The 25,703-nt window shown below is 45.1% G+C and carries 42 protein-coding genes; 10 read left to right on the top strand and 32 right to left on the bottom strand.

All coding sequences use genetic code 11. From position 1 onward, the window contains the following. Nucleotides 1-155: 155 nt before the first annotated feature. From AB0763_RS01410 to AB0763_RS01390, 5 genes are all read left to right on the top strand, one after another. Nucleotides 156-890, top strand: a complete 735-nt coding sequence (locus tag AB0763_RS01410; RefSeq protein ID WP_306102195.1) for a DUF2796 domain-containing protein — start codon at nt 156-158, stop codon at nt 888-890. Nucleotides 891-941: 51 nt separating this feature from the next. Continuing rightward, nucleotides 942-1,637: an ABC transporter ATP-binding protein gene (locus AB0763_RS01405; protein ID WP_306102196.1), complete on the top strand. Its 696-nt coding sequence runs from the start codon at nt 942-944 to the stop codon at nt 1,635-1,637. A gap of 1 nt (nt 1,638) precedes the next feature. Further along, the gene (locus tag AB0763_RS01400) at nt 1,639-2,898 is read left to right on the top strand and encodes an FtsX-like permease family protein (protein ID WP_306102197.1); all 1,260 of its coding nucleotides are present in this window, start codon (nt 1,639-1,641) and stop codon (nt 2,896-2,898) included. Nucleotides 2,899-2,901: 3 nt separating this feature from the next. After that, nucleotides 2,902-3,399 carry a DUF3299 domain-containing protein gene (locus AB0763_RS01395; RefSeq protein ID WP_306102234.1) on the top strand — a complete coding sequence of 166 codons (498 nt, stop codon included), beginning with the start codon at nt 2,902-2,904 and terminating at the stop codon, nt 3,397-3,399. 374 nt (nt 3,400-3,773) lie between these two features. Next, nucleotides 3,774-4,667: a TIGR03899 family protein gene (locus tag AB0763_RS01390; protein ID WP_306102198.1), complete on the top strand. Its 894-nt coding sequence runs from the start codon at nt 3,774-3,776 to the stop codon at nt 4,665-4,667. 35 nt (nt 4,668-4,702) lie between these two features. Here AB0763_RS01390 and cobA read toward each other — a convergent pair whose 3' ends face one another. After that, entirely contained in the window at nt 4,703-5,563 is an 861-nt protein-coding gene (cobA, locus tag AB0763_RS01385) for a uroporphyrinogen-III C-methyltransferase (protein ID WP_306102199.1), read from the bottom strand. 148 nt (nt 5,564-5,711) lie between these two features. On the opposite strand from cobA, the gene AB0763_RS01380 reads away from it, so the two are divergent. Next, nucleotides 5,712-6,242, top strand: coding sequence for a Crp/Fnr family transcriptional regulator (locus AB0763_RS01380; RefSeq protein ID WP_306102200.1), 531 nt, complete (start codon nt 5,712-5,714; stop codon nt 6,240-6,242). A gap of 268 nt (nt 6,243-6,510) precedes the next feature. After that, complete coding sequence (locus AB0763_RS01375; protein ID WP_306102201.1) at nt 6,511-6,981, top strand: GNAT family N-acetyltransferase; 471 nt, start codon at nt 6,511-6,513, stop codon at nt 6,979-6,981. A 47-nt stretch (nt 6,982-7,028) separates the two neighbouring features. On the opposite strand, the gene AB0763_RS01370 is transcribed toward AB0763_RS01375, so the two are convergent. Continuing rightward, nucleotides 7,029-7,610: a LysM-like peptidoglycan-binding domain-containing protein gene (locus AB0763_RS01370; RefSeq protein ID WP_306102202.1), complete on the bottom strand. Its 582-nt coding sequence runs from the start codon at nt 7,608-7,610 to the stop codon at nt 7,029-7,031. Nucleotides 7,611-7,843: 233 nt separating this feature from the next. Here AB0763_RS01370 and AB0763_RS01365 point away from each other — a divergent pair, with 233 nt between their 5' ends. The 3 genes from AB0763_RS01365 to AB0763_RS01355 all read left to right on the top strand — a co-directional run bounded on the left by AB0763_RS01365 (nt 7,844) and on the right by AB0763_RS01355 (nt 10,183). Beyond that, entirely contained in the window at nt 7,844-8,464 is a 621-nt protein-coding gene (locus AB0763_RS01365) for an FKBP-type peptidyl-prolyl cis-trans isomerase (protein WP_306102203.1), read from the top strand. 165 nt (nt 8,465-8,629) lie between these two features. Then, nucleotides 8,630-9,145, top strand: coding sequence for a DUF2780 domain-containing protein (locus tag AB0763_RS01360; RefSeq protein WP_306102204.1), 516 nt, complete (start codon nt 8,630-8,632; stop codon nt 9,143-9,145). 417 nt (nt 9,146-9,562) lie between these two features. Then, a complete protein-coding gene (locus tag AB0763_RS01355) occupies nt 9,563-10,183 on the top strand; it encodes a dual specificity protein phosphatase family protein (protein ID WP_306102205.1) in 621 nt (206 codons plus the stop codon). 292 nt (nt 10,184-10,475) lie between these two features. Here AB0763_RS01355 and rplQ read toward each other — a convergent pair whose 3' ends face one another. The 30 genes from rplQ to AB0763_RS01205 form a co-directional block, all read right to left on the bottom strand. Next, nucleotides 10,476-10,856 carry a 50S ribosomal protein L17 gene (gene rplQ, locus AB0763_RS01350; RefSeq protein ID WP_167411906.1) on the bottom strand — a complete coding sequence of 127 codons (381 nt, stop codon included), beginning with the start codon at nt 10,854-10,856 and terminating at the stop codon, nt 10,476-10,478. A gap of 26 nt (nt 10,857-10,882) precedes the next feature. Continuing rightward, nucleotides 10,883-11,875 carry a DNA-directed RNA polymerase subunit alpha gene (rpoA, locus tag AB0763_RS01345; protein ID WP_306102206.1) on the bottom strand — a complete coding sequence of 331 codons (993 nt, stop codon included), beginning with the start codon at nt 11,873-11,875 and terminating at the stop codon, nt 10,883-10,885. A gap of 24 nt (nt 11,876-11,899) precedes the next feature. Then, nucleotides 11,900-12,520 (bottom strand): 30S ribosomal protein S4, encoded by a 621-nt coding sequence (gene rpsD / locus AB0763_RS01340; RefSeq protein WP_306102207.1) that lies wholly within the window; start codon nt 12,518-12,520, stop codon nt 11,900-11,902. A gap of 27 nt (nt 12,521-12,547) precedes the next feature. Beyond that, on the bottom strand, nt 12,548-12,937 hold the full coding sequence (gene rpsK / locus AB0763_RS01335) for a 30S ribosomal protein S11 (RefSeq protein ID WP_001118870.1): 390 nt from the start codon (nt 12,935-12,937) through the stop codon (nt 12,548-12,550). A 19-nt stretch (nt 12,938-12,956) separates the two neighbouring features. Beyond that, on the bottom strand, nt 12,957-13,313 hold the full coding sequence (rpsM, locus tag AB0763_RS01330; protein ID WP_306102208.1) for a 30S ribosomal protein S13: 357 nt from the start codon (nt 13,311-13,313) through the stop codon (nt 12,957-12,959). 149 nt (nt 13,314-13,462) lie between these two features. After that, the gene (gene rpmJ, locus AB0763_RS01325) at nt 13,463-13,579 is read right to left on the bottom strand and encodes a 50S ribosomal protein L36 (RefSeq protein WP_042478686.1); all 117 of its coding nucleotides are present in this window, start codon (nt 13,577-13,579) and stop codon (nt 13,463-13,465) included. A gap of 27 nt (nt 13,580-13,606) precedes the next feature. Beyond that, nucleotides 13,607-14,941, bottom strand: a complete 1,335-nt coding sequence (secY, locus tag AB0763_RS01320) for a preprotein translocase subunit SecY (RefSeq protein ID WP_306102209.1) — start codon at nt 14,939-14,941, stop codon at nt 13,607-13,609. Between the two features lie 20 nt (nt 14,942-14,961). Further along, nucleotides 14,962-15,396 carry a 50S ribosomal protein L15 gene (gene rplO / locus AB0763_RS01315; protein WP_306102210.1) on the bottom strand — a complete coding sequence of 145 codons (435 nt, stop codon included), beginning with the start codon at nt 15,394-15,396 and terminating at the stop codon, nt 14,962-14,964. Nucleotides 15,397-15,402: 6 nt separating this feature from the next. Continuing rightward, nucleotides 15,403-15,579 (bottom strand): 50S ribosomal protein L30, encoded by a 177-nt coding sequence (gene rpmD, locus AB0763_RS01310; RefSeq protein ID WP_306102211.1) that lies wholly within the window; start codon nt 15,577-15,579, stop codon nt 15,403-15,405. 7 nt (nt 15,580-15,586) lie between these two features. Next, nucleotides 15,587-16,087 (bottom strand): 30S ribosomal protein S5, encoded by a 501-nt coding sequence (gene rpsE / locus AB0763_RS01305; protein ID WP_306102212.1) that lies wholly within the window; start codon nt 16,085-16,087, stop codon nt 15,587-15,589. Between the two features lie 14 nt (nt 16,088-16,101). Continuing rightward, on the bottom strand, nt 16,102-16,455 hold the full coding sequence (rplR, locus tag AB0763_RS01300; protein ID WP_306102213.1) for a 50S ribosomal protein L18: 354 nt from the start codon (nt 16,453-16,455) through the stop codon (nt 16,102-16,104). Nucleotides 16,456-16,464: 9 nt separating this feature from the next. Then, nucleotides 16,465-16,998: a 50S ribosomal protein L6 gene (gene rplF / locus AB0763_RS01295; RefSeq protein ID WP_306102214.1), complete on the bottom strand. Its 534-nt coding sequence runs from the start codon at nt 16,996-16,998 to the stop codon at nt 16,465-16,467. 12 nt (nt 16,999-17,010) lie between these two features. Next, on the bottom strand, nt 17,011-17,403 hold the full coding sequence (gene rpsH, locus AB0763_RS01290; protein ID WP_306102215.1) for a 30S ribosomal protein S8: 393 nt from the start codon (nt 17,401-17,403) through the stop codon (nt 17,011-17,013). A gap of 29 nt (nt 17,404-17,432) precedes the next feature. Next, the gene (gene rpsN / locus AB0763_RS01285) at nt 17,433-17,738 is read right to left on the bottom strand and encodes a 30S ribosomal protein S14 (protein ID WP_306102216.1); all 306 of its coding nucleotides are present in this window, start codon (nt 17,736-17,738) and stop codon (nt 17,433-17,435) included. Nucleotides 17,739-17,755: 17 nt separating this feature from the next. Continuing rightward, nucleotides 17,756-18,295 carry a 50S ribosomal protein L5 gene (rplE, locus tag AB0763_RS01280; RefSeq protein ID WP_306102217.1) on the bottom strand — a complete coding sequence of 180 codons (540 nt, stop codon included), beginning with the start codon at nt 18,293-18,295 and terminating at the stop codon, nt 17,756-17,758. A gap of 23 nt (nt 18,296-18,318) precedes the next feature. Next, nucleotides 18,319-18,636, bottom strand: coding sequence for a 50S ribosomal protein L24 (gene rplX, locus AB0763_RS01275; protein WP_306102218.1), 318 nt, complete (start codon nt 18,634-18,636; stop codon nt 18,319-18,321). Between the two features lie 12 nt (nt 18,637-18,648). Continuing rightward, complete coding sequence (gene rplN, locus AB0763_RS01270) at nt 18,649-19,020, bottom strand: 50S ribosomal protein L14 (protein ID WP_306102219.1); 372 nt, start codon at nt 19,018-19,020, stop codon at nt 18,649-18,651. Nucleotides 19,021-19,182: 162 nt separating this feature from the next. Continuing rightward, nucleotides 19,183-19,437 (bottom strand): 30S ribosomal protein S17, encoded by a 255-nt coding sequence (rpsQ, locus tag AB0763_RS01265; protein ID WP_306102220.1) that lies wholly within the window; start codon nt 19,435-19,437, stop codon nt 19,183-19,185. Beyond that, a complete protein-coding gene (gene rpmC, locus AB0763_RS01260) occupies nt 19,437-19,628 on the bottom strand; it encodes a 50S ribosomal protein L29 (protein WP_020329480.1) in 192 nt (63 codons plus the stop codon). The genes rpsQ and rpmC overlap by 1 nt, the downstream gene beginning before the upstream one ends. Next, entirely contained in the window at nt 19,628-20,038 is a 411-nt protein-coding gene (rplP, locus tag AB0763_RS01255) for a 50S ribosomal protein L16 (protein WP_306102221.1), read from the bottom strand. Before rplP ends, rpmC begins: the two co-directional genes overlap by 1 nt. An 11-nt stretch (nt 20,039-20,049) precedes the next feature. Continuing rightward, nucleotides 20,050-20,748: a 30S ribosomal protein S3 gene (gene rpsC, locus AB0763_RS01250; protein WP_306102222.1), complete on the bottom strand. Its 699-nt coding sequence runs from the start codon at nt 20,746-20,748 to the stop codon at nt 20,050-20,052. 17 nt (nt 20,749-20,765) lie between these two features. Further along, entirely contained in the window at nt 20,766-21,098 is a 333-nt protein-coding gene (gene rplV, locus AB0763_RS01245) for a 50S ribosomal protein L22 (protein WP_306102223.1), read from the bottom strand. Between the two features lie 10 nt (nt 21,099-21,108). Then, nucleotides 21,109-21,387 (bottom strand): 30S ribosomal protein S19, encoded by a 279-nt coding sequence (gene rpsS / locus AB0763_RS01240; RefSeq protein ID WP_073579722.1) that lies wholly within the window; start codon nt 21,385-21,387, stop codon nt 21,109-21,111. 20 nt (nt 21,388-21,407) lie between these two features. Beyond that, nucleotides 21,408-22,232 carry a 50S ribosomal protein L2 gene (gene rplB, locus AB0763_RS01235; RefSeq protein ID WP_306102224.1) on the bottom strand — a complete coding sequence of 275 codons (825 nt, stop codon included), beginning with the start codon at nt 22,230-22,232 and terminating at the stop codon, nt 21,408-21,410. A 16-nt stretch (nt 22,233-22,248) separates the two neighbouring features. Further along, complete coding sequence (rplW, locus tag AB0763_RS01230; protein WP_306102225.1) at nt 22,249-22,551, bottom strand: 50S ribosomal protein L23; 303 nt, start codon at nt 22,549-22,551, stop codon at nt 22,249-22,251. After that, nucleotides 22,548-23,150 (bottom strand): 50S ribosomal protein L4, encoded by a 603-nt coding sequence (gene rplD / locus AB0763_RS01225; protein ID WP_306102226.1) that lies wholly within the window; start codon nt 23,148-23,150, stop codon nt 22,548-22,550. The genes rplW and rplD overlap by 4 nt, the downstream gene beginning before the upstream one ends. Before the next feature lie 16 nt (nt 23,151-23,166). Continuing rightward, entirely contained in the window at nt 23,167-23,796 is a 630-nt protein-coding gene (gene rplC / locus AB0763_RS01220) for a 50S ribosomal protein L3 (protein WP_306102227.1), read from the bottom strand. A gap of 14 nt (nt 23,797-23,810) precedes the next feature. After that, nucleotides 23,811-24,122 (bottom strand): 30S ribosomal protein S10, encoded by a 312-nt coding sequence (rpsJ, locus tag AB0763_RS01215; protein WP_102406620.1) that lies wholly within the window; start codon nt 24,120-24,122, stop codon nt 23,811-23,813. Between the two features lie 689 nt (nt 24,123-24,811). Continuing rightward, nucleotides 24,812-25,288 carry a bacterioferritin gene (gene bfr, locus AB0763_RS01210; protein ID WP_306102228.1) on the bottom strand — a complete coding sequence of 159 codons (477 nt, stop codon included), beginning with the start codon at nt 25,286-25,288 and terminating at the stop codon, nt 24,812-24,814. Nucleotides 25,289-25,353: 65 nt separating this feature from the next. Further along, nucleotides 25,354-25,545, bottom strand: a complete 192-nt coding sequence (locus tag AB0763_RS01205) for a (2Fe-2S)-binding protein (RefSeq protein ID WP_306102229.1) — start codon at nt 25,543-25,545, stop codon at nt 25,354-25,356. Nucleotides 25,546-25,703: the final 158 nt, after the last annotated feature.

Genomic DNA, 25,703 nt, shown 5'->3' with positions numbered 1-25,703 from the left:
TCATATCAACTTGCTATATTGGTCAAAATACAAGTTTGACGATGAAAAAGCAGCCAGTTCACATTGAGATACATAACTCGTTGAGATGTATTAACCAAATCACTACAAGAACTGCTGGATACGGTATTTCGATACTTTGAACTTAGGAACTCACCATGAAATTGTTACACGCCTTCCCTGTCGCTTTAACCCTTACTCTCGTCCACAATGCCTTGCACGCCGAGACTTATCGACAACACGATGCCCACGTACACGGCGTTGTGGCACTTGATATCGCCCAAGATGGTCATGATATGTTAGTTGAATTAACGGCCCCTGGTATGGATGTTATCGGTTTTGAGCACGCCCCTCAAAACGAAGCGCAGCGCAAAACATTAACCGCTAGCCAAGCCGTGCTGACGCAGGTAAATCAATGGCTACAGTTCAACTTGCAAGCGGATTGTCACGTCACCAGTGCAGAAGTGTCTCATCAGCTCGCTGGAGAAGCGGGTCACGACGAACACGACCATGCTGACCACGATGAGCACGATCACGGCGAACACGACCATGCTGACCACGACGAGCACGGTCACGGCGAACACGGCCATGCAGACCATGATGAACACGATCATGACGAGCACGGCCATGCAGACCATGATGAACACGATCATGACGAGCATAACCACGCTGATCATGATGAACACGATCATGGCGAGCATGATGAGAATGGACACGGCCAATTTAGCGGGCAGTACGCCTTCCATTGTGAGAATCCACAAGCGTTAAACCAATTAACCACTCAGTGGTTTACTCAATTCCCGTCAACTCATGAAGTGAAAATCAACCTCTTTACGGACCGAGTACAAACCTCTTTTGAGCTTGAGAAAGGTCAACAGACTATCAAGTTTTAAATCTTAAGCGGGGGAGAATCACCTCCCCTCTTTCAATTCTCGGAGCCTTCTATGCCTTCACTCAATGCCGTGACCTTGTCTGATTTGACCTTTCGCTGGCCCAATTCTCCTCAAGCCACGCTTATTATCGAGCAACTTAATATTGAGCCTCAAGAACACGTATTTATAAAAGGCCCCAGTGGTTGCGGTAAATCGACCTTACTGAGCATACTTACGGGCATTCAAAACCCCACGCAAGGCAGCGTACGCATTTTAAACACAGACCTAGCTTCGTTAAACGCTCGTGCCCGAGATCAATTTCGCGCCGATCACATTGGCTATATCTTTCAGCAATTTAATTTATTACCTTATCTTAACGTACTAGATAATGTGTTACTGCCTCTGCAGTTTTCAAAAAAAAGGCGTCAGGCCACCGGCAGAGATACCAAACAAAAAGCCCGTTTATTGCTCTCACAATTAGGCCTACCCGAAAACCTGTTTAGCCAATCCGTCACGGCTTTAAGTATCGGTCAGCAGCAGCGTGTTGCCGCCGCACGCGCTTTGATTGGCGATCCCGACTTAATCATCGCTGATGAACCGACTTCGGCACTTGACCACGATAACCGCCACACTTTTATTGAATTATTGCTCTCACAAGCTAACCGTGTCGGGTCAACGGTTTTGTTCGTCAGTCACGATCCAACATTAGAGGCTCAGTTTTCCACCAGCTTGGATCTCACCCAAATTAACCTCGCCTATGGAGCTTAATATGGCCAGTATTCTCTCGCTTGCCTGGCGCAGTTTGCTCAACCGTCGCACCAGCGCCATTTTGACCATCTTGACCATCGCGGTTTCCGTGGTGTTATTGATGGGGGTCGAACGTATTCGCACAGAAGCAAAAGACAGTTTTGCTCATACGATTTCGGGAACCGACTTAATTGTCGGTGGGCGTTCTGGACAGGTAAACCTACTGCTTTATTCTGTCTTTCGCCTTGGCAATGCCACCAATAATATCGATTGGCAAAGCTATCAACACTTTGCACACCACCGCTTAGTCAAATGGGCCATTCCCATCTCGTTAGGGGACTCCCATAAAGGCTTTCGCGTCATGGGAACCAATCAAGATTACTTTAAATTTTATCAATACGGTTCCAAACAAAAACTCGCTTTTCAACAAGGCCGCCCATTTACAGGGTTATTTGATGCGGTCATTGGCGCGCAGGTGGCGAAAAAACTCGGTTATAATCTGGGATCAGAAATGATTTTGGCACACGGGATAAGTGATGTCGCTTTTGCTCGCCATGACAACTTGCCCTTCAAGGTCGTCGGTATTCTCAAGCCCACTGGCACGCCTGTTGATAAAACCATTCACGTTTCCTTAGAAGCCATTAGTGCGATTCACGTCGGTTGGGAATCTGGTGCTCACATCGGAAAAACGCCAACGGTTGAGCAATTGCAGCAATACGATCTTCAACCCAAAGAAATCACCGCAATGATGCTTGGCTTAAAGTCACGAGTGTATGCCTTCGCATTGCAGCGTGAGATCAACACCTATGCCGATGAACCATTGAGTGGCATTTTGCCAGGTGTGGCTCTGCAAGAGTTATGGGGCATGATGTCCGTCGCCGAGCAAGCTTTGTTTATCGTGTCGTTGTTTGTCGTCGTCGCTGGCTTTTTAGGAATGCTGAGTAGCTTACTCGCCAGCCTCAAAGAGCGGCGACGTGAAATGGCCATTTTGCGTGCCATGGGCGCTCAGCCCCGCGTTATCATCACCTTGCTTGTCAGTGAAGCCAGTATTTTAACACTGTCCGGACTTGTTCTCGGCGTTGCGATTTTATATTGTGCTCTCATCGTTGTTGGGCCCTTGTTACAAGCTCAATACGGATTGCAATTCCCTCTTAAAATGCCATCGTCTTACGAACTCAAACTACTTGGCAGTGTGTGGATGGCAGGTACTTTGGTTGGTTTTTTTCCCGCTTGGTTTGCCTACCGTCAATCGCTCAGTGATGGCATGACAATTAAGGTTTAAATGATGATAAAACGATGTCTTGCTCTTGCGACGGTTGGACTGCTTTGGTTTGGCTTGATAAGCCAGGCCAGTGCCGATCCCATTTTGTTGGATTGGCCCGATTTGGTACCAGAAAACGAGCGTGCCATGTTTGATGAAAAAGGATTGCCCGCTGTCAGTCACGACGGCGGCGCAGCGCCACAATCCTTGATAGGCAATGTACGCCCTGAACTCAACAACAGTGAAGTCAAAATTCCAGGCTTTGTTATTCCCCTCGAGGGCGATCAAGATACCATTACTGAATTTTTATTGGTGCCTTACTTCGGCGCCTGTATTCACGTACCACCGCCACCACCAAACCAGATCATTTACGTTAAATTTCCTCAAGGAGCACCGGTACAGCAATTGTGGGATGTGATTTACGTGGTTGGTAAACTCAAAACAGAGAATACCCACTCTGAACTTGCCCAAACGGGCTATACCATTGAAGGCACAAGTATCGAGCCCTATGACGATTTGTAATATCGGTGAGGTAATGCTCAGTAACGCGAGGACTCATCACTTCGCGTTACTACTCAATATAACGGGATAAATAAAGTAACAAGCCAAAGTAGACCAACACGATCGCCGTCGATGTCAGGATCCGCTTCCAGTTGATCGCTGCTTTCATACCACGCCCTCCACTTTACACTGATAACAACTGTAACAAGTCATTATCATCTCGAAAAGCTTTTTTGTGTGAAATTGCGCCAACCTTGGTTAGAATGTCACTATACGCATCGAAACTCTGTGCGAGAAAGAAGGATAATTATCTGTTTTTTATTACTATTTTTATTTTATCACGAGATAAATCATTACAATTTCGACGCCAAACAAAGGAATGAAAGGTGACTCTCATGTCGGATAAGGGCGACCAAGATACCCACACTGAACCCAAGCACTCGACCAATAAAAAACATTACCTCAAAGACAGTGCGCAACAAATCGCGAGTATGGCCCAAAGACACCATCTCGATCACTTACTCAAAGCGGCGAACGAAGAATCAGAGGCCCCGTTACAACGATTACAGAAACGGTTACAAAAACGCCAAGAGCTGAGGCAAAAAAACCTAGAGCACGTGGTAAAGTTCGCGCACAGTGTTTGCCAAAATGAAACGGCAACCCAAGAACTCGATCAAGATTGGCTTTACCGATTTTTCGATTTTGCCCAAGACGTGCATAACCAAGCGATGCAAAAGCTATGGGCTTTAGTGCTTAAAAAAGAAATCATTAACCCGGGAACTATTTCATTAAAAACCATGAAAGCGCTTTATGACATGAGCCCTAAAGAAGCCCAAATGGTCCAGCGCGCCGCAACGTTATCGTGCTATTTTGGCGGTGACACCGGCCGAAAGTTGCTCTTAGGTTACCAGTCTCAAGGGGGATTCTTTCGCCTAGGGAAGCGCAAGATCAGTGCGCATCTCAATACCAGTAGCTTTCAATTACCGTATTCTAATTTGCTGATTTTGGTCGAATTAGGAATATTGCACGCCACGGAACTGGAGTCGGGCGAGATTGATCAAAGTGCACCTTTAGTGATTCAGTATCAAGACGATACGCTCTCACTTCAGGCGACTCAAAAAGGGGTTCGCTTGGTGTATTATCGCTTCACTCCCGTTGGTAATGAGTTGTGTCATTTACTGGGCAATAAGAAAAATGCCAAATACCTAGAACAATTAACCGACATGCTCCATCACAAGTTCCAACTGACGACAGCGCCAGCCAAGACCAATGTCGATCATAAGGTATAATTCTCCCTGTCGTCGAAAAAAGAAGGGAGTAAAAATCACGCGATTACGGTTGCCGATGCCTGAGCTGAAATGGTGCCCTTTTCTTTGCCAAACCAAGCCAGGCGCTCTCGTAATGCCACCACTTCACCAACCACAATTAAAGCTGGAGAGGCCGCATTTTCAGCCAACTCGGCCAATTGCGCTAACGTTCCCGTTAATACTTTTTGGCTTTGGTGAGTCCCACGCTCAATAATGGCCACCGGTGTCGATGGGGTTCTGCCGTGCTCAATAAGTTGTGCCTGGAGATGACACGCTTTCATCAACCCCATATAAATGACTAGGGTTTGTTTATCTCTCGCTAGCGTTGACCAATCAAGGCTATCGCTCTCCGCCTTGAGGTGACCGGTCACAAACATCGCTGACTGAGCATAATCGCGATGGGTCAAAGGAATACCAGCATAGGCTGTTGCTCCCGCGGCTGCAGTAATTCCTGGTACCACCTGAAAAGACACGCCAGCATCAACCAATACCTCTAATTCTTCACCACCGCGGCCAAAAATAAAAGGATCGCCGCCTTTAATACGTACCACTCGATGACCTTGCTTAGCAAAATCAACCAGTAATTTATTGGTCTTTTCTTGTGGCACACTGTGGTGTCCGGCTTTTTTTCCGACACAGACCAAGATGGTATCTGATGGGATTAAAGCCATAATGTCATCAGACACTAAATAGTCATAAAGCACCACATCCGCTTGTTGCAGAAAGTGATACGCTTTGAGAGTAAGCAATTCAACATCACCTGGCCCCGCTCCAACTAACGCAACCTCTCCGGCTTTTAATTGACTCGGCTGAAAAGACGAGCTAACTAAACGCGGTTTCGGCGTTTTCAGTGGGGTAACAGTTTCCTTACTACTCATGACGATTCTCTTTTCAAACAGCGGTTGATAGTGGCATTATTACCTGCTTACTTTATGACTTGAAATTCTAAAATTTTATTCTTTATGCTTTTTACTGCTAAGAGATGTGGCATACCTTGGCCGATTAACCCCAAAGGAATAACAAACCATGCAAAATCGATCACAAGCATTGCACGATGAACTCGAGGCTCACTGGCACACGACCGAGTTACCCAACTTAAACGATGAAGAGGCCAGAGCTTGTCAATTACTCCAATACCCAACCCAAGAGATCATTGTGAAACAAGGACAACCGCACAGTGCAATCTACTTTGTCGCCGAAGGGGTTTTGCTCGAACAACAAATCGATCATCAAGGCACGTTGACGCCCAAGGGACTTTATAGTGACGGAGATTGGTTAATGAGCCTTTGCCACCTATCATCGACGGTCAGTGACAGCCTGATTGAAAGTCTCACCCCTTGTCAGTTGATCGAACTGCCGATTGACCTAGTCCAAACTTGGCGTAATACAAAAAGCGAGAAATGGCCTGCCCTGCTTGAGGTTTATTGTCAGCAACTTGAGCAAAGAAGACGGATGCGCGATTTTGATAGTCAACTCATCTACCAAAGTTTACTGTCGCGTTACCCAGATTTGGTCAACGACTTTACAGTAGAGCAATGCCAACAATGTGTGACTTAGTGAACGTGCACACTTCATTGTTCCCTTATACCAATATGATTAATACCAATCTGATTAAGTAGGTGATCAAGGATAGCGCTGGAGAAAAGCTTGAGAATAAGGCAAGCCTTTTCTTATCAAGAACAGAAACTAAGTCGTTATTCTACATGTTATTTTCTTAACGACATCATCGAGTGGTTTAACCCGCTAGAATGACCCGCTATTTAGTGAGCGTGGTATTAGGTCAGAATCAGTAACGCGACGGCATTCACCAATAGTGAGATTTGATATGCAAGAAATACAATGGACATTATACCGCTTTGAACAATTACCCAATGAGTTATTGTACGACATAATAAAATTGCGTGTTGACGTCTTTGTGGTAGAACAAACTTGCCCCTACCCCGAACTGGATAATCTGGACAAGCACCCTGATGTGTATCATCTGGTTGGCGAAATAAAGGGTGAGATCGCCGCCTATGCTCGGCTGTTGCCGCCAAAGTGCAGTTATGACGAGGCCAGTATTGGTCGCGTCATCATTGCACCGAACGCACGTGGTTTAGGGCTCGCTCATCAACTGATTGATGCCGCCCTCGACTATCAGTTTGACCAGTGTCAGTACCCTAGCTTAACGATTGGCGCGCAAGCACACTTGACCGACTTTTATCAACAACACGGATTTGAAGTCATCAGTGAGCCCTATCTTGAAGATGATATTTTGCATGTAAAAATGCACTTAAACAGCGAAGATAGAGCATAAAATACAGCCGAAGTGGCCGTTATCGGAGTAAAAAAGACGTCGAAAACTTATTGCGATTGTCGACCAAACTGGCCATCAGACATACGGAAAAACATCACCGCCTGATCGCCTTTACTCAATTGTAAAATATCAACTTGTCCTTCTGAAGTCAGTTTATAGCGCAGCACTTCACCGACTCGTATACGACTAAGGGGCTGATCAGCCCCTTCAACGGCCACTAAAGCGTTTAAATCTCCCATTGGCAATTGATTAACACGAAAAACCTTCGCCAACGTATCGCCAGATTCAACCGTGTATTGGTGCCATTGTTTCGATTGCAATGGTGCAACTTTAGTGTCCTCGCGACTCATGTCTTGCACATTTAGGCCAACATTGACTCGCTGGGGAGTTTGGCTTGCAGCGTCTTCTGAAGTCGAACTGGGAAAGGGAATCACGGCAATGATCAACACCAATATGGTCAATACACCGATACCTCGTCGGTGAGCCAAAGGCAATGATTTAAGCTCTTGATATAACACTTTACTTTTATCACAACCCTGCTGATACCAACGGCGTGTTAACAAAGAACAAGCCTCGCTGAACTCTGCAAAGTACTGTTGGGGTTCTTTGGGTTGTGGTTTCTTTTTCACACGCCGGTTCATCACATTACCTTGTTGGCCAATTAACCATAAGACACACTTATCGCAAGATTATAAAGAAAAAAGCGGATCATAAGTGGTAAATAACAGCAATTTTTACGTGAACTTGACCGGAATAGCAATCGAATCACAACAAAGTTGCGAAGTCGATGGACAAGGATTTAAACCTGCGTGTGAAACTGTTATTCTGATGCCTTAATTTAATGATGCAAAAGAGAGACAGCATGTCTGAAGTAACATTCAACACAGTAGAAGAAAAAGCCAGCTACGGCATCGGCATTCAAATGGGCCAACAGCTTGCAGGTTCTGGTCTAGAAGGCCTTAGCGTTGCAGCGATCGCTGAAGGTATCGCGACAGCACTCACTGGCGCACAGCCAGCAGTGGAAATCGACGAGATCAACAAAGCACTTCAAGAGCTCAGCGGCCGTGCAGAAGAAGCGCGTCAAGAAGCGGCTAAAGCAGCAGCTGCAGATGGTGAAGCATTCCTAAAAGACAATGCACTTCGCCCAGAAGTTACTGTTCTAGAATCTGGTCTTCAATACGAAGTGATCACCCAAGGTGAAGGTGAAATCCCGACTTCAGACAAACAAGTACGTGTTCACTACCACGGTCAATTAACTGATGGTACGGTATTCGACAGCTCTGTAACCCGTGGCGAACCAGCTGAGTTCCCAGTGACTGGCGTTATCAAAGGTTGGGTTGAAGCACTACAACTGATGCCTGTTGGCTCTAAATGGAAATTGTACATCCCACAAGACCTGGCTTATGGCGAGCGTGGCGCTGGTGCAGCAATCCCTCCTTTTGCAGCTCTCGTATTCGAAGTAGAGCTTCTGGATATTCTTTAAGTTCGATTCGTAGCGGTTTTAATAAAGCAACCTTGTTTTGTCATACAGCCGTTAAGATTGAAGCTAAAGCACAAATTCTTGTTAAAGCGACGAATTAGCGTCGCTTTTTTTTTTGCCAGCTTATAGACTGGTTTTCATATTCTCTTCTGTCGTTAAGGATACCCAATGAAACTAATTAAACCGACACTGCTCCTTTCCGCCCTTGTGATTTCTTTACCAAGTTATGCATTGTTCGGCTTTGGCGATGACTCGGACAGCGAAAAATCATCCAATAGCCTAAGCTCTATTGCCAGTGCAGCATCTTCACTTAGCGCTTCTAGTGTCAACACCCAAAGCAATTCACCTGTGGTCGAAGCATTGACCAGTCAACTCGACGTGTCATCAGCACAAGCAACAGCAGGTTCTGGTGCATTATTTGCGTTGGCATCAAGTCAACTGTCAGCAGAAAACAGCAGTGAACTTTCAAGCCTCGTTCCCGGTCTTAGCAGCTTGCAAAGCTCAGTCCCAGGATTAAGCAGCATGGCGACGAGTATGGGGTCAGTAACGCAAATTTTTGAAAGCTTAGGTATGGATGCCTCTATGGTGTCACAGTATGCCCCTGTTTTATTGCAGTACTTGAGTAATCAAGGTGCATCGAGTGGTTTAATGAGCTCACTGAGCAGCCTGTGGCAAACCTCATAAGGTCGAAAAGAGTTAAACAAAAAGCAGCGCAGGCTGCTTTTTGTTAATTCGGCTGTTTTTGGCCATGGTCACTTTCTTGATACCATAAAGGACAAATCAAAAACCAAACACTTTCTCCATTTCACCGAATACAGCCCCCCAGAGTCAGAAGACACGTCCAACCATCAAAGCAACTCTTACGAATTAGACAATACAGAGTAAAAAAACAACCCCGAAAAATCCAATTAGCGCTCTGCCTCCCCCGCCATTTCACTTATCAGTCAGAGAGTAACAAATTGAGAACAAAATCAATTTTCTAAAAAAATCACTGTCATTCATCACAAAACAACTTCTGACACTACCCATTATCACCTCATGTTCATCTAGAGCTGTTACAAATACATTTATCATTTATTCTCAAATCAAGGAAGGAAAAACGTGAAGAAATGGGGTGCAGTACTAGCAGTCATCGCTATCAGTACCAGTGCGACTGCAGGTGGCTACTTTACCTGGCATAAACACCTTAACTATAATTTTGGCACCATCAGTGAGGGAAAAGTCTACAAGTTAGCCGCGATAAACCCAGAAAAGCTGAAAAAATACACCGATGAATATGGTATTAAGACGATCATTGATTTACGTAATGAAATCACCAAATACCCTTCAGAAGAATTGTCGGCTGCAGCCGATGCCATTGAAGGGCTCAATTATATCAATATCCGCTCTAAACAAACGCCAGACAAACACACCCTCACCGCCTTTTATCAAGTATTAGATAACCCAGATAACTACCCGGTATTAATTCACTGTTATCACGGTCTAGGTCGTACCATGCTTTATACCGCTCTGTATCGCATAGAATATGAAGGTGTTAGTAACGAAGAAGCGCGTAGTAAAACTCGTTGGTTAGTGGAATCACCAATTTACGACAGTTCTTTTGCCAAGGGAAAAAGCGAAGGTGATTTTTTGATCAACTATAAGCCTCGAACTATGGGAATGCAGTCTACCTTACAAACTATAGCCACTTATGAAAGTAACCCTCTAAGAGTTCGAGGTTAGCAATAATCCTTATCGCCTAAAGCTAATAAACGGTAGGGAAAAGATAAAGCTTGAGAATAAGGCAACCTATTTGCTTATAAAGACAAGACAGTAAGTAGTTATTCTAAAGGTTATTTTCTTAACTATGTTATCGCGTTTTTATCCAGTTATTGAGTTAACGGAGGATTAAGCAACATCGATTCTATAGATAGGCAGTGAGCAAGTTGAGAAAAAGCACTTGCGAGATGGTCAATCACTAATAATAAAAAAGCCGAGCTATTAAGCTCGGCTTTTTCTGCATTACAGTAATAAATTACTCTGCAGCAGCTTCAGCTTCTGGGCGGTCAACAAGCTCAATGTAAGCCATTGGAGCTTTGTCGCCAGCACGGAAACCAGCTTTTAGGATACGAGTATAACCGCCTTGACGGGCAGCGAAACGTGGACCTAATTCATTAAATAGTTTTGCTACAACTTCGTTATCACGAGTGCGAGCAAATGCTAGACGACGGTTAGCAACACTGTCAGTCTTAGCTAGTGTAATCAAAGGCTCAACGACGCGACGTAGCTCTTTTGCTTTTGGCAATGTAGTCTTGATAACTTCATGACGTACAAGAGAGCTAGCCATGTTGCTAAACATTGCCTTGCGATGGCTGCTGTTGCGGTTGAGTTGACGACCACTCTTACGATGGCGCATGACCTAATCCTTCTAACTAGTATCGATTAATCTTCAGCGATAGACGCCGGCGGCCAGTTTTCTAGGCGCATACCCAGAGAAAGGCCACGTGATGCAAGTACGTCTTTAATCTCGGTCAGAGATTTCTTACCAAGGTTAGGCGTTTTAAGTAGCTCAACCTCAGTACGCTGTACTAGATCACCGATGTAGTGAATCGCTTCTGCTTTCAAACAGTTAGCAGAGCGAACTGTTAGTTCAAGATCGTCTACAGGACGCAGTAGGATAGGATCGAATTCTGGCTTCTCTTCTTTCTCCTCAGGTACACGTACATCGCGAAGATCTACGAACGCATCCAATTGTTCAGCAAGGATTGTTGCTGCACGACGGATTGCTTCCTCAGGTTCTAGAGTACCGTTCGTTTCCATATCGATTACAAGCTTGTCTAAATCGGTACGTTGCTCAACACGAGCCGCTTCAACAGCGTAGGCAATTTTGTCTACTGGGCTGAAAGTGGCATCGACAAGCAAACGACCAATTGGACGCTCATCATCTTCATTATGGATACGAGCAGAAGCTGGAATGTAACCACGACCACGTTCAACTTTGATACGCATAGCGATCTCAGCATTGTTGTCTGTCAAATGACAGATAACGTGTTCCGGGTTAGCGATCTCTACATCACCATCATGGGTGATGTCACCTGCAACCACAGGGCCCGAGCCTGATTTGTTTAACGTAATGATAACTTCATCTTTGCCTTCGGCAACGCGAACAGCCAAACCTTTAAGGTTTAGAAGAATTTCAAGAATGTCTTCCTGAACACCTTCTTTCGTACTGTACTCGTGAAGTACGCCGTCGATTTCTACTTCTGTGACAGCACAACCTGGCATAGAAGATAATAGAATACGACGAAGTGCATTACCTAGAGTATGGCCAAAGCCACGCTCTAATGGCTCAAGAGTTACTTTTGCGTGAGTCGAGTTAACTTGTTCGATGTCAACTAGACGTGGCTTAAGAAATTCTGTTACAGAACCCTGCATTGTGTCCTCTCTTTAGTTTAAACCTTACTTAGAGTAAAGCTCGACGATCAATTGTTCGTTGATATCAGCTGATAGATCTGAACGTTCAGGCTTACGCTTGAAAGTACCTTCCATCTTGCTAGCATCTACTTCAATCCAAGTTGGTTTTTCACGTTGTTCTGCAACTTCTAGAGCTGCTTTAACGCGTGATTGCTTTTGAGCTTTTTCACGAATAGAAACAACGTCATCAGCCGCTACTTTGAAAGAAGGAACGTTTACAACTTTACCATTCACCAAGATAGCTTTGTGGCTAACTAGCTGACGTGCTTCTGCGCGAGTTGCACCGAAGCCCATGCGGTAAACGACGTTATCTAGACGACCTTCAAGAAGTTGAAGTAGGTTTTCACCTGTGTTGCCTTTAAGACGTGCCGCTTCTTTGTAGTAGTTACGGAATTGTTTTTCTAGAACGCCGTACATACGACGAACTTTTTGCTTCTCACGAAGCTGAACGCCATACTCAGATAGACGACCGCGACGAGCGCCGTGTACACCTGGTGCGTTATCGATTTTACACTTGGTATCGATCGCGCGTACGCCTGACTTAAGGAATAAGTCTGTACCTTCGCGACGGCTAAGCTTCAGCTTAGGACCCAAATATCTTGCCATGATTCTTCTCCAATTCTCCTAGAAACGTTATACGCGACGTTTCTTGGGTGGACGACAACCGTTATGAGGGATTGGTGTCGCATCAACAATGTTAGTGATACGGAAACCAGCAGCGTTCAGTGCACGAACAGTAGATTCGCGACCTGGACCTGGACCCTTAACCATAACTTCCAAGTTTTTAAGACCGTATTCTTTAGCCATTTCAGCACAACGCTCAGCAGCAACCTGTGCAGCGAACGGAGTTGACTTACGAGAACCACGGAAACCTGAACCACCTGCAGTAGCCCATGCAAGAGCATTACCTTGACGGTCTGTAATGGTTACGATTGTGTTGTTAAAAGAAGCATGGATGTGCGCAACGCCATCAGCTACTTGCTTACGAACGCGTTTACGAGCGCGAGTTGGTTGTTTTGCCATTGTACTCTACCCTTCCCGATTATTTCTTGATCGGCTTACGCGGACCCTTACGGGTGCGAGCGTTGGTTTTAGTACGCTGTCCACGTAGAGGTAGACTGCGACGGTGACGAAGACCACGGAAACAACCAAGGTCCATCAGACGCTTGATGTTCATGGAAATTTCACGACGAAGATCACCTTCTACAGTGTACTTAGCTACACCATCACGCAGTTGATTGATCTGCTCTTCATTCAGTTCACTGATCTTAACATCTTCAGCAATACCCACTTCAGCTAGAATAGCTTTAGAGCGAGTTTTACCGATGCCGTAGATTGACGTTAGTGCAATCACAGCATGTTTTTGATCAGGAATGTTAATGCCTGCTATACGGGCCACTATTCACTCCTAGTACTTTATAAAAAGAATTACTCGCAGCAAAGCCCGTTGAGGATACGCTGCGAGATTACTACTTCTTTTGCACGCAAAAGGTAGGCCGAGGAATATACTCGACACTACCTTATTTTTCAAGTAAAAATTTCTGCTAATTAGCCTTGGCGCTGTTTGTGCTTTGGCTCACTGCTACAGATCACGCGAACGACACCGTTACGCTTGATTACTTTACAGTTACGGCAGATTTTTTTAACGGAAGCACGAACTTTCATTGCTAAACTCCGTAATGGAACTCTGAATTAACGGCCGTAGCCTTTCAGATTTGCCTTTTTCAACACAGACTCATACTGACTTGACATCATGTGGGTCTGTACCTGTGCCATAAAGTCCATGATAACCACTACTACAATCAGTAGCGATGTACCGCCAAAGTAGAAATGAACATTCCACGCGGCCATCATGAACTGTGGGATCAGACAGATAAAGGTAATGTACAGTGCACCTGCTAAGGTTAAACGTGTCATCACTTTATCAATGTACTTCGCTGTCTGCTCACCTGGGCGGATACCGGGTATGAATGCACCCGACTTCTTCAAGTTATCTGCCGTTTCACGCGGGTTGAAAACCAACGCCGTGTAAAAGAAGCAGAAAAATATAATCGCTACTGCATACAGCATTAGATACAAAGGTTGGCCAGGGCTCAGTGCTAAAGAGATGTCAGTTAGCCATCCTAAAACACCTTGACTTTGGTCCTGACCGAACCATTGCGCTAAGGTTCCGGGGAACAAGATAATGCTCGAAGCAAAGATTGCTGGGATAACACCGGCCATATTAATTTTCAATGGCAAGTGTGAGCTTTGTGCTGCGAATACCTTACGACCTTGTTGACGCTTGGCGTAGTTAACGACGATACGACGTTGACCGCGTTCCATAAAGACAACAAAGTAGATAACCGCAAAAGCAACTACCGCAATCAATAGTAGAAGAAGCACGTGCAATTCACCTTGACGCGCTTGCTCAATCGTACTGCCAATGGCAGACGGTAGTCCTGCAATGATACCTGCAAAGATAATCAAAGAAATACCGTTACCAATTCCACGCTCAGTAATTTGTTCACCTAACCACATTAAGAACATGGTACCAGTTACTAAACTAATGGTAGCAATCAGGGTGAACATGGTTTGGTCGATAACGACCAGATTGTCGACCATGTTCGGCAAACCTGTTGCAATACCAATCGCTTGGAAGATTGCAAGTACGAGCGTGCCATACCGCGTATATTGGCTAATCTTACGACGCCCTGCCTCACCCTCTTTTTTGAGTTCGGCTAACGCGGGGTGAACCACCGTTAACAATTGGACAACGATCGATGCCGAGATATACGGCATGATACCCAATGCTAGGATGGAAGCACGCTCAAGAGCACCACCAGAGAACATGTTAAACATGTCAATGATGGTCCCTTGTTGCTGATTGAGCAGTTCTGCAAGTACAGCTGCGTCAATACCAGGGATCGGCACAAAAGAGCCGGCTCGAAATACTAAAAGTGCACCAATTACAAAGAATAAGCGCGACTTTAGTTCACTTAAGCCGCCTTGAGCACTGCGAAAATCTTGTCCTGGTTTTTTAGCCATCTGTACCTCGTCCCTCGAGATTATTCCTCGATTTTACCGCCTGCAGCTTCGATTGCAGCTTTAGCGCCTTTAGTCACACGTAGACCTTTAACAGTCACTGCTTTGTTAATGTCACCTGAAAGAACAACTTTAACAAACTCGATGTTCTTAGTGATAACGTTAGCAGCTTTAAGGCTGTTTAGGTCAACGACGTCACCAGAAACTTTCGCTAGTTCACCTAGACGAACTTCAGCAGTCACTAGGCTCTTACGAGAAGTGAAACCGAATTTTGGTAGACGCTGTTTCAAAGGCATTTGACCGCCTTCAAAACCTGGACGAACACTGCCGCCAGAACGAGATTTTTGACCTTTGTGACCACGGCCACCAGTTTTACCTAGGCCAGAACCGATACCACGACCTAAACGCTTCTTAGAAGGTTTAGCGCCTGCAGCCGGTGATAGAGTATTCAAACGCATTTCTGATTACTCCTCAACTTTAACCATGTAGTTAACCTTGTTGATCATACCACGTACACATGGTGTATCTTCAAGTTCAACTGTATGGTTGATTTTACGAAGGCCTAAACCGCGCAAAGTAGCTTTGTGCTTAGGTAGGCGACCAATAGAGCTTTTAGTCTGAGTTACTTTAATCGTTGCCATGGTGTTCTTACTCCGAAATAGATTCAACAGTTAGACCACGTTTAGCAGCAACCATTTCTGGTGACTTCATGCTACCTAGTGCATCGATCGTTGCACGAACGATGTTGATAGGGTTCGTAGAACCGTATGCTTTAGATAGTACGTTGTGTACACCGGCAACTTCAAGTACTGCACGCATCGCACCACCGGCGATAACACCTGTACCTTCTGTAGCAGGCTGCATGTAAACTTTAGAGCCCGAGTGGCGACCTTTCACTGGGTGGTGAAGAGTGCCTTCGTTAAGTGCGATAGTAACCATGTTACGACGCGCTTTTTCCATTGCTTTTTGAATCGCTGCAGGTACTTCACGAGCTTTGCCGTAACCGAAACCTACACGACCATTACCGTCACCAACAACTGTTAGTGCAGTGAAGCTCATGATTCGACCACCTTTAACCGTTTTAGAAACACGGTTAACGGCGATTAGCTTTTCTTGCAAATCATTCGCTTGTTGTTGTTCTTTAGCCATCTTCCAACCCTACCTTAGAATTTCAGACCAGCTTCGCGAGCAGATTCTGCTAGCGCCGCTACTCGACCGTGGTATTGGAAACCAGAACGATCAAATGCAACTGCAGTTACGCCTTTTTCAAGGGCACGCTCAGCAATAGCTTTACCTACTGCTTTAGCAGCATCGATGTTACCAGTGTATTTCACTTGCTCACGGATCGCTTTTTCTACAGTAGAAGCTGCTGCGATAACCTCAGAGCCGTTTGCCGCGATAACCTGCGCGTACACGTGACGAGGAGTACGGTGTACAACTAGGCGAGTCGCACCCAGTTCTGCAATCTTACGACGCGCACGTGTAGCACGACGGATGCGAGATGCTTTCTTATCCATAGTGTTACCTTACTTCTTCTTAGCTTCTTTAGTACGCACATTTTCATCTGCGTAACGAACACCTTTACCTTTATAAGGCTCAGGCTCACGGTAAGAACGAATGTCAGCCGCTACCTGACCAACAAGTTGCTTGTCACAACCGGTGATCACGATTTCAGTTTGGCTAGGACATTCAGCTTTAATACCCGCTGGCAATTCATGCTCAACTGGGTGAGAGAAGCCTAGGGTTAGACCAACAGCGTTGCCTTTGATAGCAGCACGGTAACCTACACCTTTAAGTACAAGCTTCTTAGTAAAGCCTTCAGTAACACCCACAACCATGTTGTTTACAAGTGCACGAGCAGTACCTGCTTGTGACCATGCGTTAACAACACCTTCGCGTGGACCGAAAGTTAAATTATTTTCTTCCTGTGCAATAACGACAGCGTCATGCAGAGTGCGAGATAATTCGCCTTTAGCACCTTTTACAGTAACTTCTTGACCGTTTAGCTTCACCTCTACGCCTGCTGGAATAGCGACAGGTGCTTTTGCAACACGAGACATATTCTACTCCTATTAAGCTACGTAGCAGATGATTTCACCGCCAAGGCCAGCTTTACGCGCAGCACGGTCTGACATCAGACCCTTGGAAGTAGAAACTACAGCAACACCTAGACCACCCATCACAGTTGGAAGAGAGTCTTTGTTTTTGTAGACGCGCAAACCAGGACGTGAAACACGTTTGATTTGCTCGATTACTGGTTTTGATTGGAAGTACTTAAGGGTAACTTCCAGCTCAGGTTTTGCGTCGCCTTCAACAGCGAAATCAGTAATGTAGCCTTCAGCTTTAAGCAGTGCAGCAATTGCAACTTTAAGCTTTGAAGAAGGCATCTTAACAGCAACTTTGTTTGCTGCCTGACCGTTACGAATGCGGGTCAGCATATCCGAAATCGGATCTTGCATGCTCATATGATTTACTCCAAATGATTAAGTGGCAATTACCAGCTAGCCTTACGAAGTCCAGGAATCTCGCCTTTCATGCAAGCTTCACGAACCTTGATACGGCTTAGACCGAACTTACGTAGGTAACCGTGTGGACGACCAGTTTGGTTACAACGGTTGCGCTGACGTGATGCACTTGAATCACGTGGTAGAGACTGCAGTTTTAGTACCGCATCCCAACGATCTTCTTCAGACGCATTTACATCGCTGATGATAGCTTTTAGCGCAGCACGCTTTTCAGCATACTTAGCTACGAGCTTTGCACGTTTTACTTCACGTGCTTTCATTGAATTTTTAGCCATAACAGTAACCCTTCACCTTACTTACGGAATGGGAAGTTAAAGGCAGCCAGCAGAGCACGGCCTTCCTCATCAGTACCAGCAGACGTCGTAATAGTGATGTCTAAGCCGCGTACACGATCAACTTTATCAAAGTCGATTTCCGGGAAGATGATTTGCTCGCGAACGCCCATGCTGTAGTTACCGCGTCCGTCAAAAGACTTAGCGCTAACGCCACGGAAGTCACGTACACGTGGGAGAGCGATAGAAATCAAACGCTCCATGAAATCCCACATACGTTCGCCACGTAAGGTTACTTTACAACCAATTGGGTAGCCTTCACGAATTTTAAAACCTGCAACAGATTTGCGAGCTTTAGTGATAAGTGGCTTTTGACCAGAGATCGTTGCCATATCAGAAGCTGCATTTTCTAGCAGTTTTTTATCGTTGATAGCTTCACCAACGCCCATGTTTAGGGTGATTTTCTCAATCCTAGGGACTTGCATGACGCTTGTGTAACCGAACTGTTTGGTCAGTTCAGCGACTACAGACGACTTGTAGTAATCATGCAGTTTCGCCATAGTAGAACTCCAAATTACTCTAATTAGTTAGAAACGGTTTCGCCGTTAGACTTAAAGAAACGAACTTTCTTACCATCTTCAAAACGGAAACCAACGCGGTCTGCTTTACCAGTTGCTGCGTTGAAAAGTGCAACGTTAGAAGCATCGATTGCTGCTTCTTGTTCCACGATACCACCTTGTTGACCTAGAGCCGGTTGAGGCTTTTGGTGCTTCTTAACAAGATTGATACCTTCAACGATAACTTTACCAGTTGTCAGAACCTTAGTTACTTTACCTTTCTTGCCTTTGTCTTTACCAGCAAGAACGATTACTTCGTCATTACGACGGATTTTAGCTGCCATCTTACGTGCTCCTTACAGAACTTCTGGAGCCAGTGATACAATCTTCATGAATTTCGCATTGCGAAGTTCACGAGTCACTGGACCAAAGATACGTGTACCGATTGGTTGCTCGCTATTGTCATTAAGCAATACGCAAGCATTACGGTCGAAGCGAATGACAGAACCGTCTGGACGACGTACGCCTTTACGGGTGCGAACTACCACCGCCTTTAGTACATCACCTTTTTTCACTTTACCGCGAGGAATTGCTTCCTTAACAGTAACTTTGATGATGTCACCAATGTGTGCATATCGACGGTGAGAGCCACCCAGAACCTTAATACACATTACGCTGCGAGCGCCTGAGTTATCAGCTGCGTCCAGCATACTTTGCATTTGGATCATGTTAGTGCTCCGCTAAATATTAATAAACTAGACCCATCACGGGTCGGGCTGCCTCTTTAAAGGGACGCGAATTGTACCACCCTTTTTTCAAATTGGGTAGTTAAAAAATAAGCGGCTCCAAATATTTTTTTGGAGCCGCATTATTCTATAGAAAAAACTCGATTAAATCTTCGCTTTTTCTACAACGCGAACCAAAGTCCAAGATTTTTTCTTAGACAGAGGACGACATTCACGAATTTCAACAGTGTCGCCAATGCCACACTCGTTGTTTTCATCATGTGCGTGTAACTTCGTCGTTTTACGAACGAACTTTCCGTAAATAGGGTGCTTTACGAAACGATCGATAGCAACAACAATGGATTTTTCCATTTTGTCGCTGATTACACGACCTTGTTCAGTACGATTTTTGTCGCTCATTATGCGCCTGCCTTCTCAGTCAAAACAGTTTTCACACGTGCGATATCACGGCGTACAGCTTTTAGAGTATGAGTTTGCTGCAGTTGACCAGTCGCAGCTTGCATGCGCAAGTTGAACTGTTCTTTTAGCAAATTCAAAAGCTCAGCATTAAGCTCTTCAACGCTTTTTTCGCGTAGATCTTGTGCTTTCATCACATCACCTGCTTACTTACAAATGTAGTTTTGAATGGCAGTTTACGCGCCGCAAGACGGAACGCTTCACGTGCCAATTCTTCAGGAACACCGTCCATTTCGTACATAACCTTACCAGGTTGGATTTGGGCTACCCAGTACTCAACGTTACCTTTACCCTTACCTTGACGAACTTCTAGTGGTTTTTCTGTGATTGGTTTGTCTGGGAAAACACGGATCCAGATTTTACCTTGACGCTTAACGTGACGTGTCATAGCACGACGAGCCGCTTCGATTTGACGAGCAGTTAGACGACCACGGCCAACAGCTTTCAAGCCGAATGTGCCGAAGCTTACGTCAGTACCTTTCGCTAGACCACGGTTGCGACCAGTATGAACCTTACGGAACTTAGTACGTTTAGGTTGTAGCATCTGTCGACTCCTTACTTACGGCCTTTACGCTGCTTCTTAGGCTTGTCGCCTTTTGGCTCTACAGCATTTGCTGCTGGCATACCACCAAGGATTTCACCTTTGAAGATCCAAGTTTTAATGCCGATCACACCGTATTGAGTGTGAGCCGAAGAAGTTGCGTAATCAATGTCAGCACGTAGAGTGTGTAGAGGCACACGGCCTTCACGGTACCACTCAGAACGTGCAATTTCAGCACCGCCTAGACGGCCACTTACTTCTACTTTGATGCCTTTAGCGCCTAGACGCATAGCGTTTTGTACCGCGCGCTTCATCGCACGACGGAACATAACACGACGCTCTAGCTGAGACGCGATGCTGTCACCAACAAGCTGTGCATCAAGCTCAGGCTTACGTACTTCAGCGATGTTGATTTGAGCTGGTACGCCTGCGATTTTTGCTACAGCTGTACGAAGTTTCTCTACGTCTTCACCTTTCTTACCGATAACAACGCCAGGACGAGCAGTGTGAATAGTCACACGAATGCTCTTCGCAGGACGCTCGATAACGATGCGTGAAAGTGACGCTTTTGCCAATTCTTTAGTTAGGAATTGACGTACCTTGAAGTCGCCGTCTAGGTTGTCAGCGAAATCTTTGGTGTTAGCAAACCATGTAGCATTCCAAGGCTTAACAATGCCTAGACGAATACCATTTGGATGTACTTTTTGACCCATTGCTTACTCTCCTAGTCTCAAGCGTCTGCTACAACAACAGTGATGTGGCTTGAACGCTTCAAGATACGATCCGCACGACCTTTAGCACGAGGCATAATACGCTTCATGATAGGGCCTTCATCTACGAAGATTTTAGCGACACTAAGATCGTCAATGTCTGCACCTTCGTTGTGCTCCGCGTTCGCGATAGCTGATTCAAGAACTTTCTTGATAAGTTCAGCGGCTTTTTTGTCGCTGAAAGTCAAGATTTCTAGAGCTTGATCAACATTTTTACCACGAATTTGATCTGCAACTAAGCGAGCTTTCTGTGGAGAAATGCGAGCAAAGTTATGTTTAGCGATAGCTTCCATTATCTACTCCTTATTTCTTCTTAGCTTTCTTATCTGCAGCATGGCCGCGGTAAGTACGAGTTGGCGCGAATTCGCCCAGTTTATGACCAATCATTTCGTCAGTTACAAAAACTGGAACGTGTTGACGACCATTATGGACAGCGATGGTCAAACCGATCATTTGTGGAATGATCATTGAACGACGGGACCAAGTCTTAATAGGCTTTTTGTCTCCGCTTTCCACCGCTTTCTCTACCTTCTTCAGCAAGTGTAGGTCAATAAATGGACCTTTCTTGAGAGAACGTGGCATGGCTTATCCTCTTAAATAGATTACTTGTTACGACGACGTACGATGTACTTGTCAGTGCGTTTGTTCTTACGGGTCTTGAAGCCTTTAGTTGGCATACCCCATGGAGATACTGGATGACGACCACCAGAAGTACGGCCTTCACCACCACCATGTGGGTGATCGATTGGGTTCATTACCACACCGCGTACGGTAGGACGAACACCACGCCAACGGCTTGCACCAGCTTTACCTAGCTCACGAAGCATGTGCTCTGCGTTACCTACTTCACCGATTGTTGCACGGCCTTCAGATAGGATTTTACGCATTTCGCCAGAACGTAGACGAACAGTAACGTATGAACCGTCACGAGCTACGATTTGAGCGTAAGCGCCTGCTGAACGAGCAAGCTGTGCGCCTTTACCAGGTTTTAGTTCAACACAGTGTACGGTTGAACCAACAGGGATGTTGCGCATAGGCAGAGTGTTACCTGCTTTAATCGGTGCATCAACACCAGATTGTACAGAGTCACCTGCTTTCACACCTTTAGGTGCGATGATGTAACGACGCTCACCGTCTGCGTACAATACAAGTGCAATGTTCGCGCTACGGTTTGGATCGTATTCGATACGCTCAACTTTCGCTGGGATGCCATCTTTAGTACGTTTAAAGTCGATGACACGGTAGTGTTGCTTGTGACCACCACCGATGTGACGTACTGTGATACGACCGTTGTTGTTACGACCACCGTTCTTAGAGTTTTTCTCTAGAAGTGGTGCGTATGGTTTACCCTTGTATAGGTCAGGGTTAACAATTTTAACAACGTGACGACGGCCAGCCGAAGTCGGCTTACATTTTTGAATAGCCATTTCTCAACTGCTCCTGTTATTCAGCACCGCCAACGAAGTCAAGATCTTGACCTTCTTTCAAAGTCACGTACGCTTTTTTAACGTCGCTGCGGCGACCTTGGCGTAGACCTTGACGTTTGGTCTTACCCTTAGTGATAAGAGTATTTACAGACTTAACTTCAACTTCAAATAGCTTTTCTACAGCTGCTTTGATCTCTTTCTTAGTCGCATCTTTAGCTACTTTAAACACGATAGTGTTCGCGTTTTCAGCAGCCATCGTTGCTTTTTCAGAGATGTGCGGAGCACGTAGAACTTTTAGTAGACGCTCTTCAGTGATCATGCCAGCATCTCCTCAACTTGCTTAACTGCATCAGCAGTCATTAGAACCTTGTCAAATGCGATTAGGCTTACAGGGTCGATACCTGCAACGTCACGCACGTCAACTTTGTATAGGTTACGAGCAGCTAAGAATAGATTCTCGTCTACTTCGCCAGTAACGATAAGTGTATCGTTAAGCTCAAGTTCTTTAAGCTTAGCTACTAGCTCTTTTGTCTTTGGTGCTTCAACTGAGAAGTTATCAACAACGATTAGACGCTCTTGACGAACTAGTTCAGAAAGAATGCTCTTAAGAGCACCGCGGTACATTTTTTTGTTTACTTTTTGGCTGTGATCTTGTGGTTTCGCAGCAAAAGTAACACCACCTGTACGCCAGATAGGGCTACGAATAGTACCAGCACGAGCACGGCCAGTACCTTTTTGACGCCATGGCTTAGCGCCACCGCCAGAAACTTCTGAACGTGTCTTTTGAGCACGAGTACCTTGACGAGCACCTGCTGCGTACGCAACAACTACTTGATGAACAAGAGCTTCGTTGAACTCACGTCCGAAAGTAGTTTCGGAAACAGTTAGTGCATCAGCACCTTTAACCATCAATTCCATTACTTACTCCTAGACGTTATGCTTTAACAGCTGGTTTTACGATCACGTTACCGCCAGTAGCACCAGGGACTGCACCTTTAATAAGAAGCAGATTGCGCTCAGCGTCAACACGTACGATCTCTAGGTTTTGAGTCGTTACACGCTCAGCACCCATGTGACCTGCCATTTTCTTGCCTTTAAATACACGACCTGGAGTCTGACATTGACCGATAGAACCAGGAGCGCGATGAGACAATGAGTTACCGTGAGTCATATCTTGAGTACGGAAGTTCCAACGCTTAACAGCGCCTTGGAAACCTTTACCTTTAGATGTACCAGTAACGTCTACTTTTTTAATTTCATTGAACAATTCAACAGTTAGCTCTGAACCAACTTCAAATTCTTCACCGTTTTCTAAACGGAATTCCCAAAGACCGCGGCCTGCTTCAACACCTGCTTTCGCAAAGTGACCAGCTTCAGGCTTAGTTACACGGTTAGCTTTCTTATCACCAGTTGTAATCTGGATTGCTGCATAGCCATCAGTCTCAAGTGATTTAACTTGAGAAACACGGTTCGCTTCAACCTCAACAACAGTTACTGGGATAGAAACGCCTTCTTCGGTAAATACGCGGGTCATACCCACTTTACGTCCGACTAGACCAATCATTATTCCAATCTCCCTTAACCTAGGCTGATTTGTACATCAACGCCAGCAGCTAGATCTAGACGCATCAGAGCGTCAACAGTTTTATCTGTTGGCTCGACGATGTCGATTAGACGTTTGTGAGTACGAATTTCGTACTGATCACGTGCATCTTTGTTGACGTGTGGAGAGACAAGAACAGTGAAACGCTCTTTACGAGTAGGTAGTGGAATAGGACCACGAACCTGTGCGCCGGTACGCTTAGCTGTTTCAACGATTTCCGCAGTTGAAGCATCGATTAACTTGTAATCAAACGCTTTAAGGCGGATTCGGATACGTTGGTTCTGCATGAGACAGAGCTCCAATAGTTAAAAATTACACAAACAATATCGCCACTCAAACTCGTCAAGACGAGAGAATGCCGATTGATTTATGTGAAACCGTAGCACCCCAATTGGGTGCGTTGTCAGCTAATGGAATAAACTTTAATAACCTATAACATTAACTGCGAACATAAGCCGAGTTTACATTACCAGGTGAATGACACCTGCTCCTCATCGCTCATTGGTTCACAACTGGCTTAACCAGTGCGGGGCATTATACAGAACCTATTATGACTTGCAAGGGGCGATGGAAAAATAATCGTTTTTTATTCGTGGGCATGGATTGAGGGTGAGTGAAATGAGGGTTTAAATTTTGGATGCTTACCGTTGCGCTTGTGTGACAGTGATAAGTCGCAGCGAAATAACCGATAAAGGCGTTAAATTGAACACCCGGACAACATCGATTTACCCTAGTCGAGGTGTTCATTTTGTCGATATCGAAGTCCATTCGTTGCACATTGTATCAATCTGATTAAACCTGTGCCCAATGATAGCTCAGGAAAAAAGCTTGAGAACAACGCAACTTCTTATCTTATAAACACAAGAATATCAGTCGTTATTCCACACGTGTTTTTCTTGACGACGTTATCGCGTTTTTACCCCACTAGGATAATCCGCCCTAAAAATAGATATGGGTACTATACGCATTAAGTCGATTATTCTTCGTCTGCTAACTGAATTTGCAGGTAGTTTTCGATACCGGTCAGCTTGATGAGATTCAGTTGCGTTTCAAGCCAATCGACGTGCTCTTCTTCCTCAGTTAAGATCGTTTCAAACAATTCTTTAGATACGTAGTCTCGAATAGAGTCTGCGTAAGCAACGGCATCGCGCAGATCTGAAATACCTTCAAGCTCAATCGTTAAATCACACTCGAGCATTTCTTGGGTATCTTCGCCGATGTGTAACTTACCAAGGTCTTGTAGGTTGGGGACACCTTCTAAAAAAAGAATACGCTCAATGAGAACATCGGCGTGTTTCATCTCATCGATAGACTCCATGTACTCTTTGTCAGCGAGCTTTTTTAACCCCCAGTCTTTGTACATTCTTGAATGAAGAAAATATTGGTTTATGGCAACCAGTTCGTTGCCGAGAATTTTATTGAGATGTTGAATAATGATGGGATCGCCTTTCATGACACACACTCCTCTGTGACTACTATTAAGCATAGAAGCCATTGGAGACTTGTCAAAAAAAAGTTTTAGCAAACTTCTTTATATTCAGCTGTTTCTTCCGTGCTATTGAGTAAGCTTTTTGCCTGAGGGATGCATTTACCACATTGAGTCCCTAGTGCAGTACAACGCTTCAATCCTTTGATATCTCGAATTCCCTGCTCTCGTTTTAATCGCAATATTTGCTTATCCGTTACGCCATTGCATAAGCATACAAACATAATAAACCTCTTATATAATGAATTAAATATAAACGAGAAACGTTCTTATTTCCAATTACATTTAACCACTTTTTGAGACCAATTAGTTATAAGTAGATTTAACAGAGTGTTATTGCATTTCTTAGCAAGCAAAAAGGGAAGCCGAAGCTTCCCTTTTA

Source organism: Vibrio sp. HB236076, assembly GCF_040957575.1.
In the GTDB taxonomy this organism is placed as follows: domain Bacteria; phylum Pseudomonadota; class Gammaproteobacteria; order Enterobacterales; family Vibrionaceae; genus Vibrio.
Note: the sequence above shows the minus strand (reverse complement) of the source record. Positions and strands in the feature narration are given on the sequence as shown.